General features: G+C 38.6%; 16 protein-coding genes and 2 pseudogenes. 16 read left to right on the plus strand and 2 right to left on the minus strand.

Features of this window, described 5'->3' with window-relative positions:
• Nucleotides 1–252: 252 nt before the first annotated feature.
• The 14 genes and pseudogenes from MLD56_RS08135 (at nt 253) to MLD56_RS08200 (ending at nt 12,192) form a co-directional block, all read left to right on the plus strand.
• Entirely contained in the window at nt 253–570 is a 318-nt protein-coding gene (locus tag MLD56_RS08135) for a DUF3102 domain-containing protein (RefSeq protein WP_230584987.1), read from the plus strand.
• A gap of 1,016 nt (nt 571–1,586) precedes the next feature.
• Complete coding sequence (locus tag MLD56_RS08140) at nt 1,587–2,318, plus strand: YiiX/YebB-like N1pC/P60 family cysteine hydrolase (protein WP_029516572.1); 732 nt, start codon at nt 1,587–1,589, stop codon at nt 2,316–2,318.
• A gap of 65 nt (nt 2,319–2,383) precedes the next feature.
• Nucleotides 2,384–3,556, plus strand: a complete 1,173-nt coding sequence (locus MLD56_RS08145; RefSeq protein ID WP_230584967.1) for a YncE family protein — start codon at nt 2,384–2,386, stop codon at nt 3,554–3,556.
• A gap of 18 nt (nt 3,557–3,574) precedes the next feature.
• Nucleotides 3,575–3,853: a hypothetical protein gene (locus tag MLD56_RS08150; RefSeq protein ID WP_029516574.1), complete on the plus strand. Its 279-nt coding sequence runs from the start codon at nt 3,575–3,577 to the stop codon at nt 3,851–3,853.
• A gap of 200 nt (nt 3,854–4,053) precedes the next feature.
• Nucleotides 4,054–4,386: a hypothetical protein gene (locus tag MLD56_RS08155; protein ID WP_029516575.1), complete on the plus strand. Its 333-nt coding sequence runs from the start codon at nt 4,054–4,056 to the stop codon at nt 4,384–4,386.
• Nucleotides 4,387–4,564: 178 nt separating this feature from the next.
• Nucleotides 4,565–5,181, plus strand: a pseudogene (locus MLD56_RS08160) (recombinase family protein).
• Between the two features lie 539 nt (nt 5,182–5,720).
• On the plus strand, nt 5,721–7,136 hold the full coding sequence (locus MLD56_RS08165; protein WP_039269864.1) for a tetratricopeptide repeat protein: 1,416 nt from the start codon (nt 5,721–5,723) through the stop codon (nt 7,134–7,136).
• A 549-nt stretch (nt 7,137–7,685) separates the two neighbouring features.
• On the plus strand, nt 7,686–8,285 hold the full coding sequence (locus tag MLD56_RS08170; protein ID WP_029516577.1) for a C39 family peptidase: 600 nt from the start codon (nt 7,686–7,688) through the stop codon (nt 8,283–8,285).
• Between the two features lie 25 nt (nt 8,286–8,310).
• Complete coding sequence (locus MLD56_RS08175; RefSeq protein WP_230584968.1) at nt 8,311–9,096, plus strand: LPXTG cell wall anchor domain-containing protein; 786 nt, start codon at nt 8,311–8,313, stop codon at nt 9,094–9,096.
• A gap of 167 nt (nt 9,097–9,263) precedes the next feature.
• Entirely contained in the window at nt 9,264–9,467 is a 204-nt protein-coding gene (locus MLD56_RS08180) for a hypothetical protein (RefSeq protein WP_165145182.1), read from the plus strand.
• A gap of 122 nt (nt 9,468–9,589) precedes the next feature.
• A pseudogene (locus tag MLD56_RS08185) lies at nt 9,590–10,739 on the plus strand (WXG100 family type VII secretion target).
• Nucleotides 10,740–10,752: 13 nt separating this feature from the next.
• Nucleotides 10,753–11,004 carry a hypothetical protein gene (locus MLD56_RS08190; RefSeq protein ID WP_029516580.1) on the plus strand — a complete coding sequence of 84 codons (252 nt, stop codon included), beginning with the start codon at nt 10,753–10,755 and terminating at the stop codon, nt 11,002–11,004.
• Between the two features lie 140 nt (nt 11,005–11,144).
• On the plus strand, nt 11,145–11,693 hold the full coding sequence (locus MLD56_RS08195) for an RNA 2'-phosphotransferase (RefSeq protein WP_029516581.1): 549 nt from the start codon (nt 11,145–11,147) through the stop codon (nt 11,691–11,693).
• A gap of 196 nt (nt 11,694–11,889) precedes the next feature.
• A complete protein-coding gene (locus MLD56_RS08200) occupies nt 11,890–12,192 on the plus strand; it encodes a YunC family protein (RefSeq protein WP_029516582.1) in 303 nt (100 codons plus the stop codon).
• Nucleotides 12,193–12,341: 149 nt separating this feature from the next.
• Here MLD56_RS08200 and mtnA read toward each other — a convergent pair whose 3' ends face one another.
• Together mtnA and mtnK are read right to left on the minus strand one after the other, a co-directional pair.
• A complete protein-coding gene (gene mtnA, locus MLD56_RS08205; protein ID WP_029516583.1) occupies nt 12,342–13,451 on the minus strand; it encodes an S-methyl-5-thioribose-1-phosphate isomerase in 1,110 nt (369 codons plus the stop codon).
• A 5-nt stretch (nt 13,452–13,456) separates the two neighbouring features.
• A complete protein-coding gene (gene mtnK / locus MLD56_RS08210; protein WP_029516584.1) occupies nt 13,457–14,680 on the minus strand; it encodes an S-methyl-5-thioribose kinase in 1,224 nt (407 codons plus the stop codon).
• Between the two features lie 312 nt (nt 14,681–14,992).
• On the opposite strand from mtnK, the gene MLD56_RS08215 reads away from it, so the two are divergent.
• Nucleotides 14,993–15,463: a Dps family protein gene (locus MLD56_RS08215; protein ID WP_013309551.1), complete on the plus strand. Its 471-nt coding sequence runs from the start codon at nt 14,993–14,995 to the stop codon at nt 15,461–15,463.
• A gap of 390 nt (nt 15,464–15,853) precedes the next feature.
• On the plus strand, nt 15,854–16,636 hold the full coding sequence (gene sufC / locus MLD56_RS08220) for a Fe-S cluster assembly ATPase SufC (protein WP_029516585.1): 783 nt from the start codon (nt 15,854–15,856) through the stop codon (nt 16,634–16,636).
• Nucleotides 16,637–16,657 lie beyond the last annotated feature (21 nt).

Below are 16,657 nucleotides of genomic sequence, written 5' to 3' on the forward strand. Positions count from 1 at the left end.
CGTTTTAGCAATTTTTATCGTCTTTTTCCTTTTTAACTTATGGGCGATTAATAATCTGCATGTTCCTGCTCAATAACTACAATGTGTCCAAAGATATTAAGCCTTCCTTTATTGGGAAGGCTTTTTGTATTATTAAAGTGGAAGCGTGGTTAACATAATGATTACATTTAAAATAGGAGGCTTAATCGCAATTCACGAGAAACAAATAGCTGGACAGTCGCTATTTGAGATTGGGCACGACAATTGAAGCATGTGAAAGAGAATGACTTAGTTCATGGTGAGTGGGAGAAGTGGCTAAAGACAGTCGATTTTACTCCCAGAACAGCACAAAGAATGATTAAAGCATTTGAACAATTCGGAAATGCGACGACGTCGTCGCTTTTGGCAAACAGTAAAATATTTGAAATGCTATCTTTGCCTGAATCTGTAGACCGCTTAGAGTTTATTGATCAGGAACACACCATCCCCTCAACTGGTGAACAGAAAACAGTGGATGAAATGACTGTGCGTGAGCTGCGGTATGATTCAACGCTGAGACAATTTGTCTTAGGCTTCAGCTATTACATATGAGTTGAGTAAGTATGATAGAGTGTTTGAATCGATTTTCTTATTGATAATATCGGAATGACTATTATAACACTCCCACTCCGCGATTCTTGTTACGATTTACGATACGTGTTTGCTGTGTTTAAAAATGTAGATAAATAAAGGATTTTCTAATTTTTGATTTCGCACAATTTAATTTATAATAACTTAAAATTCACTTGATGCATCAAGCTTTTTTACACATTACTCCTCGATACCTACGATTGAAACCACGATGTAAAGCAATTCTCCACAAATCCCTTTATTTATCTATGTTTTAGCTATTTTTCGATACGGCAACAATTTAAATATATTCTGGCACAATTTTGAACCACAATGACTCAAAAAACCATATGAAATAAGTGTTTTATGCACATAAGATCAATTTTTACGATTGAGCTTCGATACGGGTGTAGGTACAGACTATCTCTACAGTGCCTCCCAAATTGGTGATACCCTCATATGGTTGACACAGCGTCAACTTCCTATCCACTTTACTGAGAACATCAAAATATTACTTTCAAACTATGATTACAAATAGCTTAAAAAATGTTGATCAATTTTACTTTTATTGAATCTATGTATATAATTTGAATATATTGGATAGGAATTTTTATCCAGTAGCTTAGAATATACATTTTTAATCAAAATTAGAGATTATAGCACATGTATAGATCGCCCAAATCTATATTTACTGGTACATACTTTTTTACATAAATCTCTGTTTAAAAAAATTGATTGTTATTGGACGGTTATCCTGCCGGACATAAACAATATATTCGCAATTGCTACTTCTTACTTAGAAGGTGATTGCGTAAGCTCGTATTTCTATTTGACTTATGGAGCTAACTAACTAAATTTAACATACATCATCCTCCAAAAAATAGACATACGAGACTTTGTTATATGGAGGGACAAAAAATGAAGTATGGATAAACATGTAGACAAACTTTGAACAAGTACTCTCTTATATCAATTAAATCCCATTTGGAGGTATAATCATGAAAAATGTTCTTAGTTTGGCTTTTTCCGCTAGTCTTGCTCTAAGTATCCTTCTTCTTCCCAGTGCAAACATTTATGCCGCCGATGAAACATCGCCTTCTTTCAGTGTTAATGACAATTCTTATCAGAAAATGAAAGATGCTGGAATGAGTGATAATGATATTGAGTTACTCCGTAAACATAATGAAAATGATCTTCAGATCCTAAAAAGCGGGGAATTGGAAGAGAAGGCATTGAATGACCAAAAAACTAGCCAATCGCTCACTGATAGCTCGGAGAATCCTAGGCTAGCAGCATCAAGTTTAGGAACAGTCGGTGATATTTTGGTTGCCTATAACGCAAGTTCGTGGGGTATTGATTTCGGATATCCAGGACATGCTGCTATTGTTTCCTTACTAAGTGGTAAAACAGTAGAATCGTTCCCAGCTGATGGAGTTCAATATCACACAAATGATTGGAGAGGTCGCTCAAATGTTTATGGAATGAGCGTTAAAGGGGCTTCGGGTTCCCAATATAGGGCAGCTGCACAATATGCAGCTAATCAAATTGGAAAACCCTATAACTGGAATTTTGTTAATCCATGGACAGAAGCTAAATTTTATTGTTCACAATTGGTGTGGAAGGCTTGGAAAACTCAGGGGATTGATGTTGATTATATAACAATTGATCCTATTGTTACCCCAATGGAAATAGCTAAATCCGGTAATACTTCAATTTACTATAGTAACTAACAAACCTAATCACTCACAGGAATATATATTTTTTCCTGTGAGTGATTTCACTAAGGGGGGACATTATGCTCTTTAAAAAAAGAATAAGAATTATTTTTGCAACTTTATTTTTACTTGCATTGGCAGTTTCAACGTTTTGGTTTACTACAACACATCATTCATTGAAAAATATAACAAAATCCGAGACATTTACTGTTGTTTATTCAAATGCAATGGATGACGGTGCAGAAATTGTGAAATACAGTAATAAAGGCGAGATTTTAGACAAAAAAAACTTAGTTAATGCCCAGTCACTTTATTATTTTGCCAAAGTAAAGAATGACTATTATTTAATGTCTGAACGAAAAAATAGACATTACATACTTAATCAAAATGGAATTCTTCAACCATTTTTTGGATCTAATAAATATGGAAAAGATAGGAATATCGGAACTTCATTTTTGAAAGAAAGCGACAATCATCTATTTTTCTCCATGAACGTGGGTATTAATCCGAGTTATTCTCCCACACAGTACACCAATGAATTGGTTTATTTCGATAAAAAAAATTTGAAATATAGAAATATTCTTTTGAATGGATATTTATTATCAACCGTTGAATACAATAATATGGCATACACTTTATATGTGAACAATAATGATAATTCTGTAGGTATTTATGTCATTGATTTAAAAACATCAAAGAAGATCAAACAATTCACTATAGAAAATCGTTTACATGGTTTAAAAGAATACTTTCCGGTAGGCCAAAATGGAGCATCACTACAAATATTTAAAGGCAAGCTTATTGTATTTCTTGATGGCAATACATCTGATACACAATTTCATCCTATAATGCAGATAATTGACCCTAAAAATGGTAAGTTGGAAAATGAAACATCTTTGTCAGATACTTCATTTTTGTTTTATGACAGCCAAATTTACAACGATAAATTATATATTCTCTCTGAAGACTTAAATTATACTATTTTCAATGACCTCAACAAAAAGCCTAAAAAGTTGAGATTAAAACAAAGCAATTCCGTCTCCGAAAAAATACAAAATGAGAAAGGAGTAATATCTGGAGTACAGTATTTTGCAGGATCTGTTTTTGTCCTATATGATTATGTCAAAAATTCTCCTGTTGATAGAATAAGGGAAATAAGAGAATATGACTTATTGACAGGCAAAGAATTACATGTCATTCCTCTAGCATTTAAATCAAACAAGGAAATGATTCGTTTTTTTCTGACTAATTAACTTTAAGGAGTGATTATTATGATTTACTGGTTATTTCCAAAACTTAATCCCCTCTTCCCTACTTTTATATTTTGCCCCATTCTGGCAATCTTGATCGGAGTATGTTTCGCCTATTTCAAAGGAAACATCTACTTAGGATTAATACTAGCCTTGCTACTGCCTCTTATATTTATTGCCACCAATTTAGAAACCATTGCAGTTAATATAGATGCTTGGCTTCTATATGGTTTTATCTACGCAATTATTACGTTTGTGGCTTATAAGATGGCGTTTTCACAGTTAGGAAAATCGAGTTAATTTTTTTACACTATTATCAATAGTCACCACGATCAAATTTTCGCACACTAACTTAGGTATAACAGGCGACGATGCATCTTTTGAGTTCAATCCAGTTTATTTGCTAATTGGAAATCATTCCGGAAATGATGGGTCTGGTTACCCGATTAAAATTTCTGAGAATGGATATGCAAATTAATTAATGAAGGGTTAGGGAAGAAGTGAAGGCTAAATTGAAATTTTTGGGGTTGGCTGCCCTTACTGTTACGTTTGCTGTAGTTATTGGTAATAATGTTTTTGCTAGTGACGATACTTCTGAAGAAATGAAGGGCGTTACAAAAGCAATAGTCCCTGACAGTGTATTAGAAGAACTTAATCATCCTGATAAAATTTATACTAAAGTTGGATTATTTATAAAAAAACCGCATTCTCTCCATGATGAAGATAAGTTCAGTCAAGATGAAGTAGTCTACGACGTTTCAAAGACTACTGATGAAACTAAAGCAATCATTCAATATGACGCTATTTACATCAAGGAAGAAGACAGTAAATAGATTTGTGTACTAAAGTATTTGAAAAGTTAAGTTGTATAATGGAATATCTAGGGCGACTTCGGTTGCCCTTTTTATTATGCTCAATTTAGCCAAGTCTTTTTTCAACACTTTGTCATATAGTATACGTTTTGACATACTTTGCTAAATACAATTAATGACATAGTAGAGGATGATCCATATGAGTGAGATTAGACGCTATGGTTACATAAGAGTATCGAGTAAAGATCAGAATGAAGCTAGACAATTAGAATCGATGAAGGACTTAGGTATTATGGAACGTGATTACTTCATTGATAAGCAAAGTGGCAAGAATTTTGACAGACCACAATATCAAACATTAAAGTGCGTACTTAGACACGGAGACATTCTGTTCATTAAGGAACTTGACAGACTTGGACGGAATGCTAAAGAAATCAAACGTGAATGGCAAGATATAACGTATGAGATAGGTGCACACATTGTTATCCTTGTATGCCTATCCTTGACACTAGACAATATCAAAATGGTTTGGAAAAGGTTATATCTAGTATCGTGCTTGAATTACTCAGCTACATGGCAGAACGTGAACGTGAGAAGATAAACGGTAGACAATCTGAAGATATAGCAGCAGCCAAAAATAATGGTGTGGTATTTGGTCGGCCTAAAAAGGCAATAAGTGATGAGTTTATTACAGCATATGAGGAATGGAAGCAAGGTGGAATAACAGCAGTCGAAGCAATGAAGCGCGTAGAAATGAAGCCTAACACGTTCTATCGCAGGGTAAAGGAATATGAGCAACAGAAACAAGTAGGATAAATTGTTCATGTGTATGGAGCCTAGATGATTATGTCTAGGTTTCTTTGTTATGTCTGCTGATCAAATACTAGCAGGTACAATAAAAAGGACGGGGGGTATTTTACATCATAAACGTCTATTTAATTTCCAAAATTGCCCCTAACACATTCACTTTCACACTCAAGTTATTTTTTGACTCGATACCGTCCCTAATATCATTAAGGTTGCTTGTATGCCATACATCCAATCAAGGCTCAATTCATAGATTAAAACACAAGGGAATGCGAACCTGACTATTAATCTGGTACTTTGTATTGGATGAGTTGTGTTCTAATTTTTTAAATAAACTATACATCAACATAAAGACGATATCCTTAATCATGAAATCATACGTAACTATCCCAAAAGGTATCTTGAGTACTATATGAAAGGTATATGATTTTATACCAAAAGATGGTACAATCAAGATCGTTAGAGCATTTTACTACTTGTTTCACAACTACATAATAATTTTTACTATGCATCGTATTGTGAGTCTACATTGAAAGGGTGGTTTATCGATGAAAATTACACCCACGATTAGAGCAGAATTGGAACAATATCTTAAACAAGAAGGCTTAAACCTATCGGAATTTGGACAAATTACAGGGATGAATAGGGGAATAATAAGTAGCATTGTAACAGGTAATAAATCTATGTCTATTAACCAGCTCGATCGTATTACTGAAGCTATGGGCTTACCAGAGGGTCACTTTTATGAATTGTTTATAGAAAATTACATCATTGATCATCCTCCAAATATGAGGCGAATCGAGCCGTTTTTGTATCGCTGTGCGGAGTTGGACAAGTTGGATGCGATCCGTCGAGTAGTGGGAGCCATCATGGACAATCTACTCTATTCACCCAAGCTATTTGAAATAGCGGAAGAATTGTTGTCGCAGGGACGACTAGAAGCGGCATTGATACTTTATGAGGGGGTAGCTGAAGCGGAGAGATATCAACATTCTGAACGCCTGGCAATCTGCCAATATCGTATTTTTAAAATTCAGATTAATGACGATCAAAATCAAAATGTTGGGGCGGCAGCCGTATTTGAAGCTTTTGTCGAAAGACTAGATGAAATAGACCAGCTTGACGCATTGAAGGATTTGGCTAACGTGTACAGATCATTGCGTAAATGGGATAAGGTTGATGAGATGGCGAGGAAAATGAGAGCTAAAGCCGAAATACAATGTACACTGAACCATCAACAGAACAGCCGAGAACAGATCGAATCTAGCGACAAGCTAAGTCGTCCCTTGTTTGTGTACATTGCTTATGCAGACTTGCTCTGTGCTAATGCATGTGAAGAGCAGGGTAATTATGAGCAGGCATTACACTATACATATGCCTACTCCAATTTAGATTGGGTTAGAGAGACCGATGAGGATACCCAGCACTGGATTGGTTTGTTTAAACATTGGTCACAAGCTAATATACTTGCATATAGGCTTTTATCTGGTGATGTGAGTGTGCTTCATGAATATCTAAACTTTATTGATGACTCATCAGATACGATTCAAGAAGATAGGGTAACTCAACTACTTAACATAATGACGGCGGCTAACCGTTATGAACTTGATTTAAACGATATACTTAAACGATTTGAAACAGAGATTGCGTCTTTATCTCAGCGACCATCATCAGATGATATGTATACCCAGCAAGTAATACCGGAATACTCTGCACTTTGTGGATATGAATTGGCTTATTATTATTTAGATCATGGGATGCACAATGATGGCTTTAATCATTTGTTTTGTGCAATGGTAAAAGCGCATATACTAAATAAGGAGACATATTTTATAAATTGTATGGGGTTGTTTGTGCGTTTCAAAGCCCATGCGGTATCTGAAACCAAAACAGAGTTTTACAATCTCATTGAAAAGGTGTGGTTAAACAATGTTGAAAAAAGTGGTAATGTTGATCGTTGTTAGTAGCTTTTTGTTCACCTTAGCTGTACCTATTTATCTGGATAGTCATGATGGAGGATTTCAAGTTTTTGCAACACATGGAGGAGCTTAAATACGAATTGATTTGAAAATTCGTTAAAACTGCACCCCTGAAATAGGTTTAATTACGGAACCCAATAGGCCAACGCAGGGGAACCTCAAAAATTCTATTATTAAATAATGTTCTATTCCAAGACCTACAACTAAAGTAGGTCTTCTTTATGATTTGTTCAAACTTTTTTTGTGAACTAATCCATTATTAACCAAGACGAGGATTTGAAGAAGGAGGTGCATTATGAAAAGGGACGACGGTTTACGTCAAAGGATGGGATACCTTCAACGTTGTGCGTAATTAAGGAAGTAGCAGGATACTGTTTTATTAAAATTGTTGATATTTTAACACTTACAGGAAAATGATTAATATAGTGCTGACTTACTATTTTTGCAATAATGTTGAATAAAATGTTATATTATTGTATTTTCTGTATTATTATTGTATTGTATTCCAAATAAGAAAAAAGGAAATGTCATTACATGAAAAAAATAAAAATGACAGCATTTGTGCTTATGGGGGTATTAGCACTTAGTGCTATCGCTCCATTAACATCAGCCCAAGAGATCAATTCAGACAAAATCACACCTAGTTACATAGATTACAAATCTCTTCCTGTGCCTTCGCATAAACAAGAGAAATCTAATTGGTGCTGGGCTGCTACTTCACAGATGGCTATAGAACATTTAGGTGGAAATAAAACTCAATCTCAAATTGTAAAATATATTAAAGGTAGCCTCGTAAATAAGGGAGGCACGGATAAGGAAGTAAAAAGCGCGTTAGCATATGGGGGGTTGAACTCTACAATTGATAAAGAGCCGATACCCTTTGGAACTATTATCTCTCAAATAAAAAGAAATCAACCGCAATTAGCACATATCGTGTGGAAGGACGACTCTGATCTTGGACATATGTATCTAATAAATGGATATTCCGATAATACAAATTTAGGATTTCAAAAAGTATATTACAAAGACCCTGCCGTTGGTGAGAAGATGGATAAAATAGATTACTATGATGGATTTGTTAATAATAGAGATTTTAGTTGGTACAGCACTATAAACGAAATTTATGTTAATTAAAACGAGACTAAGGAGGACTGATAAAATGTATAAAAAAATAATTGGTATTGCGTTTTCTTGTATCTTATTGTTACCTATAACCGTCTTAGCGGCAAATGAGGTTCCGAAAGAAGTTGAGCAATCTATTGAAAAGGATTTGGGGAATTTCAAAGATGATATTAGAAAGAATACAGGATTTAAAATAACAACTACTAAAGAAGCGGAAAATTTAACTCTTGATGAAGGTTTTAAGGTTTACACTGTTAATTCTAAAGCTGTTAGATCAGGGAATACAGATAGAGCTAATGACATTTTAAAATCTAAAGGGTACTTATTTTCCATAAAAAGTGGACAACAAAATAATGGTATTGTTTTTTCAGAAGATGGGAAAAGAATACGATCAGCTTATAGTGATCTTGAGTTTCCGAGTCAATTCGAAGAAGCAAAGAAATTGATTGGCTACGATGAAAGCAGCAAACTGATATATGATGATCGACTGGCTACGGTTGCTCTAATTTCTGATATAGATGGGAAGGAAGTTGTGGTTCCTCTTAGAGAGAGCGTATACATGGAATTTAAGCCATTGAAAGTATACAATTTACAGGAGTTTGTAGAGTTTCTATCTGCCAATGAGAAGGCTCGGCAAGAAGCTTCTGAAAAAAATGATTCAGATGAACTGATCTCTGGGGGGAGTCCATCTAATCTAAACTCGACTACTTCGCAGCTCATTACAAGCAAAATCAGCACAGAAAAAGTGTCACTATTTTCTATTGCCGGGTTAGCAATTATTGGTGGCATTTTTTTCGTAATTAAAAGAAGAAAAAAGTTATAGATTAATCTTGTATACAATAAACTGTGTAATAGTTTTGATATAATTAGACGGCTTGGCGGGCTGGAATTATCTATTTAAATTCAACTCAGATAATGAAGTGTTGTAGGTGGCTAGATGGATATTCCGTCTAGCCTTTTTGATTTGTGTTGAGTTGGAAAGAATCTGGAGTGAGGGATGGGAGCGCCAATCTAGAAGGGAATAATCAGCATACATATGAAAGTGCTGAGCAAAATAATTTTGGTCAGCAAAAAACACAGGCTGATATTGCACATGAGTTAAATATAACAACTCAGCAACTAAGAAACTACAAAAAACTCCTTACGCTTATCCCTGGGTTGCAAGATATGGTTGAAGATCATGGCACGTTTTAAGTCTTTAGACGTAGGTAGAAAGGTTAATCCTTCATATAACAATTAGGAATTAAGTTCATTTTCCATAAATCGGAATAGTGTTACTATGTCATAACGAATTCATGACTAGAGGTAACTAACCTATGACAACTATTAAAGTGACGCCTGAGCAACTTATGACTATCTCCAAGCAGTTTGAGTTAGCACAGCAAACGGCAACTCAAGTGAATAGCAATTTAGTAAAACAAATTTCATCTATGGGACAATTGTGGGAAGGACTGACTAAAGAGCACTTTTACTATTCCTTCCAGACCTCTTGACTTTGTTACCCTGATGGATTCTATTGCTAGGGAGTTACGTCACCATGCAGATAAATTCAGATTAGCAGATCTGATGGAAACAGGTAACATTGATGCAAGTTGTTTACCACCTCCACCGAATTCATGTGCTGTTCCTGCTCCAGATACACGAAATGCATTCCAGAAATCGGTAGATAGCTTAACTGAACTAGGTCAGGATTTTGTAGATGCTAATTCAGTACGTTATGAGAAAAAGTTTGATTCGGTTTGGAGCTTCTTAGATTATATGTCGTATGGTATTCCAAAAGGAATGTATCAAGGGTACATGGAACGAGCAGCTAAACAAAACGATTCGTGGAATGACATGCTCAATTTCAGTACATTTGGAATAACGGGTATGATTCAGGGCGCATTTAATCCTACCAATGCGTGGTCAAAGGAACATTGGGCTAATATGATTGGTACAGCAGGATTGTTTGGAGGAGTCAGCTCAGTTATTAAGCCTAAAATTGGTTTGAAACCATCTATTCAGTATGAGATTCCGAAGAATAATACGAGTTCCAGCTTACGGAATTCAATAGAATCTGAATCTAAAACAGAAGTACAAACAGGTGGGAGAAACGATCTTTCAATTGATGAATATTTTCGTAGAGAAGCTGAAGCAGATGAGATGTATGATCAAATCAGAGCTTCAGATAGTGATGTAAGAGCAATAGCTGAGAATTCTGGAATGAAGGAAAGTAGGATTCAAAGAATCAAAGAACACGTTTTCATAAAAGAACACATAAAATCAAGTGGTTATGGCAGATTTCATTCTGATTACGAAATAGCTCAAGCATGGGATAGATTACAAAAAGGGATACAAACAGAAAAAGATATGGATTTGCTTAACCATGAATTGTTTGAATCTAGATTTGAGGGTATATTTAAAACAGACTATGAGACTGCTCATAACGCTGCGGTAAGGTCGGGTCGTCCATGGGAAATAGAATAGAGGAGATTTTATAATGGGAGCATTTGTTTTACTTTTTAAAGAACATGAAGATGATACAGTAGTTATTTATAAATATGGTCCAAACGAACACACTATGGGGAAAATTCAATTAAACAAGGATACTAAGCTGTTCTCTGAAATTGAACCTTTACCAGATTCGAATCATTCAAACAAATTTTATTTTGATAGGGCTGCACAGCGGATGGCACGTTGCTTCGTTAAAGAAGGTGGTATATTTCCTGACAAGATGACATTTGAATCATAAAGTAGCTTCAGGAATACGAACCGAGCTTGCTCCATTGATAATAAAATGAGAGTAAGCTTTTTTCATTGCAATCTATCTGATTAAAGAGGAAAATTTTTATCCACCCTAGAATTAAGAGACGATTTTAGAAGGAGCATATCATGTTAACGTCAAAACAAGAAGAGAGCCTTAGTAAATTTATGAGTAAGATTCTTAGGCATACACCAGAACAGTTTGGTCTTGAGCTAGACCATGAGGGTTATTGTGACATTCAAGAACTGATTCAAGGAATAAGATCAGAGAATAGATGGTCTGACGTAAGCGAGTCGGATATCAAGCAAGTAGTAAGCCATTGTCCAAAACAAAGATATGAGATTGTTAATGGGTACATAAGAGCTAATTATGGGCACAGTGCAGGCAGATTGGATTATAAGGAGGCCACTCCGCCAACCATTCTCTATCACGGTACAAACACAAAGGTAATCCATAACATTTTTACTGAAGGAATTAAGCCAATGGGCAGAAAGTATGTACATCTGTCTGAAGCCCTTGAGTTTGCAATTCTGGCAGGTAAAAGACGTGGGGAACTGGTGATCCTTGAAGTAGATACAGAAAAGGCATTGGCTAATCAAGTGAAGTTTTATAAAGCCAACCACGGTGTTTGGCTTGCCGACCTTGTGCCGCCACAGTACTTAAAAAAGTTTGAATAAAGCGTAACCCAGACCGTTAACGATGATCACCGAGACTAGATGAGAAAAAATTCGTCTGGTCTTTTTGATATCGTCTATTTTGCTGTACATACATTCCCCTCCTAATATTTTGAACGTATCCACGAGTGTCCACACTTACCCGCAAATGCCGCATAAAATATCCCGGATGAATAAAGAGGAGGTGCATGTAATAACCATGATACACATGGAAGCCATTCAAGTGGGTGAGCATACATTTATCGGAGTCGAGGTCAGACTGCCTAAAACAACGCTGTTGACGATCTCTAACTCCCGTGGTTACATCATGTGTGGTGCGCTGGATGTTGGATTGCTCAATGAACGGCTGGCGGATCGGAAAATCCTGGCCGCACGAGCTGTGGGGGTAAAAACACTAAAGGAACTGTTGGAAGCGCCGATGGAGTCAGTGACAACAGAAGCCGAGCAACTTGGAATTAAACCAGGGATGCCAGGCTATGAAGCACTATTGAAACTGGTGTAGTGAAGCCTATGTGCATATGTTGCATAAAAGTAGAGGAACAAGAACCGAAAAAAACCGGACTTTTTGGCTCCGGTTTTTTTCTATGAAAAGTTACACTCTATCGAGCAGACTATTCGGCTTTATACGAACGGTATGATCTGCAAGAACGATTAATCGGCAAACAAAGCGGGGAGGTTGTCGCTATAGGGTGCTTGGACAATTCCTTTTTCGGTAATGATGGCGGTAATGTACTCATGAGGTGTAACATCGAAAGCTGGGTTGTAGACTTTGATGCCTAGCGGAGCGGTCCTTTTACCAAAGCTTTCGGTAACTTCCTCCGCAGAACGCTCCTCAATCGGAATATCTGCGCCTGTTGCGGTCTGCAAATCAATGGTAGATAGTGGCGAAGCGACATAAAAAGGAATGTCATGCGCCTTCGCTAGCACAGCTAGGCTATAGGTACCGATTTTGTTGGCGACATCGCCATTAGCAGCGACTCTATCTGTGCCGACAATAACGGCCTGTACCCATCCTTTGGACATCACCATGCCCGCCATATTGTCACAGAGCAGGGTGACATCAATGCCTGCCTGCTGAAGCTCGAAAGCAGTCAGGCGCGCACCTTGCAGCACGGGGCGGGTTTCGTCGGCAAATACTTTGAGGTGGATGCCGTTCTCCTGCGCAAGGTACATCGGAGCGAGCGCTGTCCCGTATTTGGCTGTCGCCAATCCGCCTGCATTGCAGTGAGTGAGTACGCCCATCCCGTCCTCGAACAGAGGTAAAGCATGGATGCCGATCTGGCGGCATACTTCTTCGTCCTCTGCCTGAATGGCTATGGCTTCACGCTCCAGCCCGGCATTCCAGTCTTCGATCCGTCCTCCGCTAGCTTCAACGATGAGTTCCCCAGCCCGCTTCTTCATGCGATCCAGGGCCCAGAACAGGTTCACTGCCGTCGGCCGTGAAGTAGCCAAATGTCCGCACACGGCGTGTACATGCTCCAGCCACCCATCAGCGTCGATGCCGCTGTAGGCGGAAGCCCCCAGCACAACGCCGTAGGCCGCAGCCATCCCGATGGCGGGCGCACCGCGTACCTTCATGGCATGTATGCCATCCCAAACTTCATCAGCCGTGAATAAATCCAGCATGACAATCGTTTCGGGTAGCAGACGCTGATCCAGCATGGACAAGTGGTTGCCTTTCCACACCAGCGAAGATAGAGCCTGACTGGACACTGCAGCTTTCCCAGAGGTCACGGGCGCCGATTCTTTCTTTTCACTCATATTCATTAAGCTCCTTTAGTTTGGGCAGCTGTTGCTGTCCGAACAATGTCTCCCAGTTCCCGAATCGAATGAAGCCCGCGATTGCGAAGAACCAAGGATTTACCGATAGATAACGCCAGACGTTCCGCAGCTTCCTTGAGGTCAGGATCGGCTATTGTCTCGATATCTGCCACATGCGACAGGCTGATGATACGGCGGATCACTTTGCACCCTGCAAAACCAATCGTATCTTGCAGTACTTTCTGGAGATACAAGTCCTGATATCCCGCTGTACGTGCCATATGATCGGTGACATGCTCGTCCCACAGTTTGCGGAACCTACGCTCAAACTGCTCCCATACCTGAATGGCAGTCTCCAGAACCCAGTCGCGCCTTTCTTTTAGAGCCGTCTCACCAGAGGTCCATCCGGGCTGTGCAGCGTAGTTCAACAGCAGATTGGCGATCACCGCTCCGATATCAAAGCCCATGGGTCCGTAGTAGGCAAATTCAGGATCAATGACTTTAGTCGATTCGGTCGTTACAAAAATGCTACCAGTATGAAGGTCACCGTGCAGAAGCGCTTCGGTTCGTGTCAAAAACTTTTCTCGCAGCAAAGCCACTTCCAGATGAAGCGCTTGATCTGTACGGAGTGCCTCTGCTTCGTCTTCGATGTACGCACCATAGTTGTTATTATCTGAGAACCGATACGGTTCATCCAGAATCAGATCCTCAGTTATTTTGCAGAGATCCGGGTTGATAAAACGTTTGACTAGGTCTTTTTTATCCTGCTGATTCATGCCCAAATCTGAGGTGAAGAAGAGCGTGCGTGCCAGAAACTCCCCAATATGATTAGCGAAATATGGATATGTGTTTCCTTCTATTAGCCCCTTGCGCATGATGGTGTGGGAGCTAAGATCCTCCATCACGGTCAATGCAAGCTCATCGTCATACGCCAGTATCGCAGGAACCAATTCGGGGCAAATGTGGTGCTCCTGCTGAAGGGCCTCGCGTTCAATACGGGCACGATCCAGTGAGAGCGGCCAGGATTCACCCACAATTTTTACATAAGGAAGTGCCTGCTTGGCAATGATACTCTTGTTAGATTCAGAATCCGTAATATGAAAAACCAGATTTAGGTTACCATCACCGATTTCCCGGCATTCCAGACGAGCTTCCTGACTAAAAAATCCGGGGATGTTCTTCACGAATTCGATTGCTTCTTCAGTCGTTAAAGGATGATATTGGGACAACGAAGTCACCTCCATAAATTGTGCACATGTAAATAGTCTGGGAATATCACAATATTAAACCAAGTATTTTGATAGGATAGAGAAAGTATAACGAAAATCATTGAAGTTTTGTACATTTTTTTTATGGAGGATCGAAAGAGGGAGCAAGGAGAACTCTTCTTTTTGTTTCGTTTCCGTATAGAGAGGGTAAGTATGAAACAGACGTCCGGCAGGTGATTAGGATGCCCGCTGGCGTCTTACCGTCAGCAATGACGGTGATGGATACGTAAACGTTCCTGAAAATCAATTTGATGAAAAAGGAAGGGATTTATGATGGCTAAAACAACAAGTAACTCGAAAAATACGCAAACCAAATCGGTGGAGGAACTTTTAAACCGTCAAGTCGCTAACCTCAATGTGTTATATGTAAAAATTCATAACTATCACTGGTATGTGAAAGGCTCCAGTTTCTACACACTCCATGTTAAATTTGAAGAGTTATACAATGAAGTGACATTGAAAATGGATGAGATCGCCGAGCGTTTGCTCGCGTTGAAAGGTTCACCTTCCGCAACATTGAAGGAGTACCTGGAGCTGTCGTCGATTCAGGAAGCAACCGGCAACGAAGATGCTCCCAAGATGGTACAAACCTTGATCGAGGATTTTGCAACGGTATGCGAGGAGTTTCAGGAAGGTATTGAACTGGCGGAAAGCAATTCCGACCAGCCAACTGCAGATTTGCTGATCGGCTATAAAGCGGATCTGGAGAAACATATGTGGATGCTTCGCTCTTATTTGGGCTAATTGTAGTGATGGGATTACGCTTTGAAATAAACTTTTTACATGTAAAACGCTACTGACGTCATGCTGTCAGTAGCGTTTTTATGGCTGAAAAGAGATCATGCACCTCGTGTTTTTTGTACAAATTTATAATTATATAAACATTCGCAGGATGTATTTTGCCATTTGTGTGCTTGGTAGGGTGAACATTTTATGAAGAAAGTTGGATAACGTGTGTCTGTTGGTTGCACCCTTCAAGATATTTATTATAAAATAACTTGAGAATCATTGAGAATCAGTTTAGAATGATTATAAATAAATTTTTAAATATTACTTGAAATCAGGGGGCTCCCCTGTTTAAATATACTTTCTGATTTCGACACCACACTACATTTTTTGGAGGGTATTGCGAATATGGCTACAAACTTTAAGATTGAAGGTCTCAAAGCGACCATTGAAGGCAAGGAAATTTTGAAAGGTATTAACCTCGAAATGAAGGGCGGAGAAATCCATGCCATCATGGGTCCTAACGGTACGGGTAAAAGTACACTTGCGTCTGCTTTGATGGGTCATCCAAAATATGAAGTCACAGATGGTAAAGTAACTTTGGATGGAGAAGACGTGCTGGATATGGAAGTGGATGAGCGTGCACGTGCAGGATTGTTCTTGGCGATGCAGTACCCGAGTGAAATTGCAGGGGTAACGAACTCCGACTTTTTGCGTAGTGCGATCAACGCGCGCCGTGAAGAAGGACAAGAAATCTCCTTGATTAAGTTTATCCGTCAAATGGAAAGCAAAATGAAAGAGCTTGAAATGAACCCTGAGTTTGCTCACCGTTACCTGAACGAAGGCTTCTCTGGTGGTGAGAAAAAACGGAATGAAATTTTGCAAATGATGATGATTGATCCGAAAATTGTCATTCTTGATGAAATCGACTCCGGTCTAGATATCGATGCTTTGAGAATCGTGGCTAACGGTGTGAACGCTATGCGTTCCGAAGATCGTGGTTTCCTCGTGATTACTCACTACCAACGTCTGTTAAACTACGTTAAACCAGATTATGTACATGTAATGATGCAAGGACGTATCGTTAAATCCGGGGGTCCTGAGCTTGCTGAGCGTCTGGAAGCGGACGGTTACGACTGGATCAAGGAAGAGCTGGGTATCGTTGATGAAACTGTAGGACAAGAGGCGTAAGCCGGAAGCGAGGAGGAAAAC

Origin of the sequence: Paenibacillus peoriae (assembly GCF_022531965.1) — a bacterium.
Classification (GTDB): domain Bacteria; phylum Bacillota; class Bacilli; order Paenibacillales; family Paenibacillaceae; genus Paenibacillus; species Paenibacillus polymyxa_D.

Bases quoted from the DNA above. Each gene is read 5' to 3' on its own strand.
- MLD56_RS08175 (WP_230584968.1), top strand. From the start codon at position 8,311: ATGTATAAAAAAATAATTGGTATTGCGTTTTCTTGTATCTTATTGTTA.
- MLD56_RS08145 (WP_230584967.1), top strand. From the start codon at position 2,384: ATGCTCTTTAAAAAAAGAATAAGAATTATTTTTGCAACTTTATTTTTA.
- MLD56_RS08195 (WP_029516581.1), top strand. From the start codon at position 11,145: ATGTTAACGTCAAAACAAGAAGAGAGCCTTAGTAAATTTATGAGTAAG.
- MLD56_RS08190 (WP_029516580.1), top strand. From the start codon at position 10,753: ATGGGAGCATTTGTTTTACTTTTTAAAGAACATGAAGATGATACAGTA.
- MLD56_RS08200 (WP_029516582.1), top strand. From the start codon at position 11,890: ATGATACACATGGAAGCCATTCAAGTGGGTGAGCATACATTTATCGGA.
- MLD56_RS08165 (WP_039269864.1), top strand. From the start codon at position 5,721: ATGAAAATTACACCCACGATTAGAGCAGAATTGGAACAATATCTTAAA.
- sufC (WP_029516585.1), top strand. From the start codon at position 15,854: ATGGCTACAAACTTTAAGATTGAAGGTCTCAAAGCGACCATTGAAGGC.
- MLD56_RS08170 (WP_029516577.1), top strand. From the start codon at position 7,686: ATGAAAAAAATAAAAATGACAGCATTTGTGCTTATGGGGGTATTAGCA.
- MLD56_RS08215 (WP_013309551.1), top strand. From the start codon at position 14,993: ATGGCTAAAACAACAAGTAACTCGAAAAATACGCAAACCAAATCGGTG.
- mtnA (WP_029516583.1), bottom strand. From the start codon at position 13,451: ATGAGTGAAAAGAAAGAATCGGCGCCCGTGACCTCTGGGAAAGCTGCA.
- MLD56_RS08150 (WP_029516574.1), top strand. From the start codon at position 3,575: ATGATTTACTGGTTATTTCCAAAACTTAATCCCCTCTTCCCTACTTTT.
- MLD56_RS08140 (WP_029516572.1), top strand. From the start codon at position 1,587: ATGAAAAATGTTCTTAGTTTGGCTTTTTCCGCTAGTCTTGCTCTAAGT.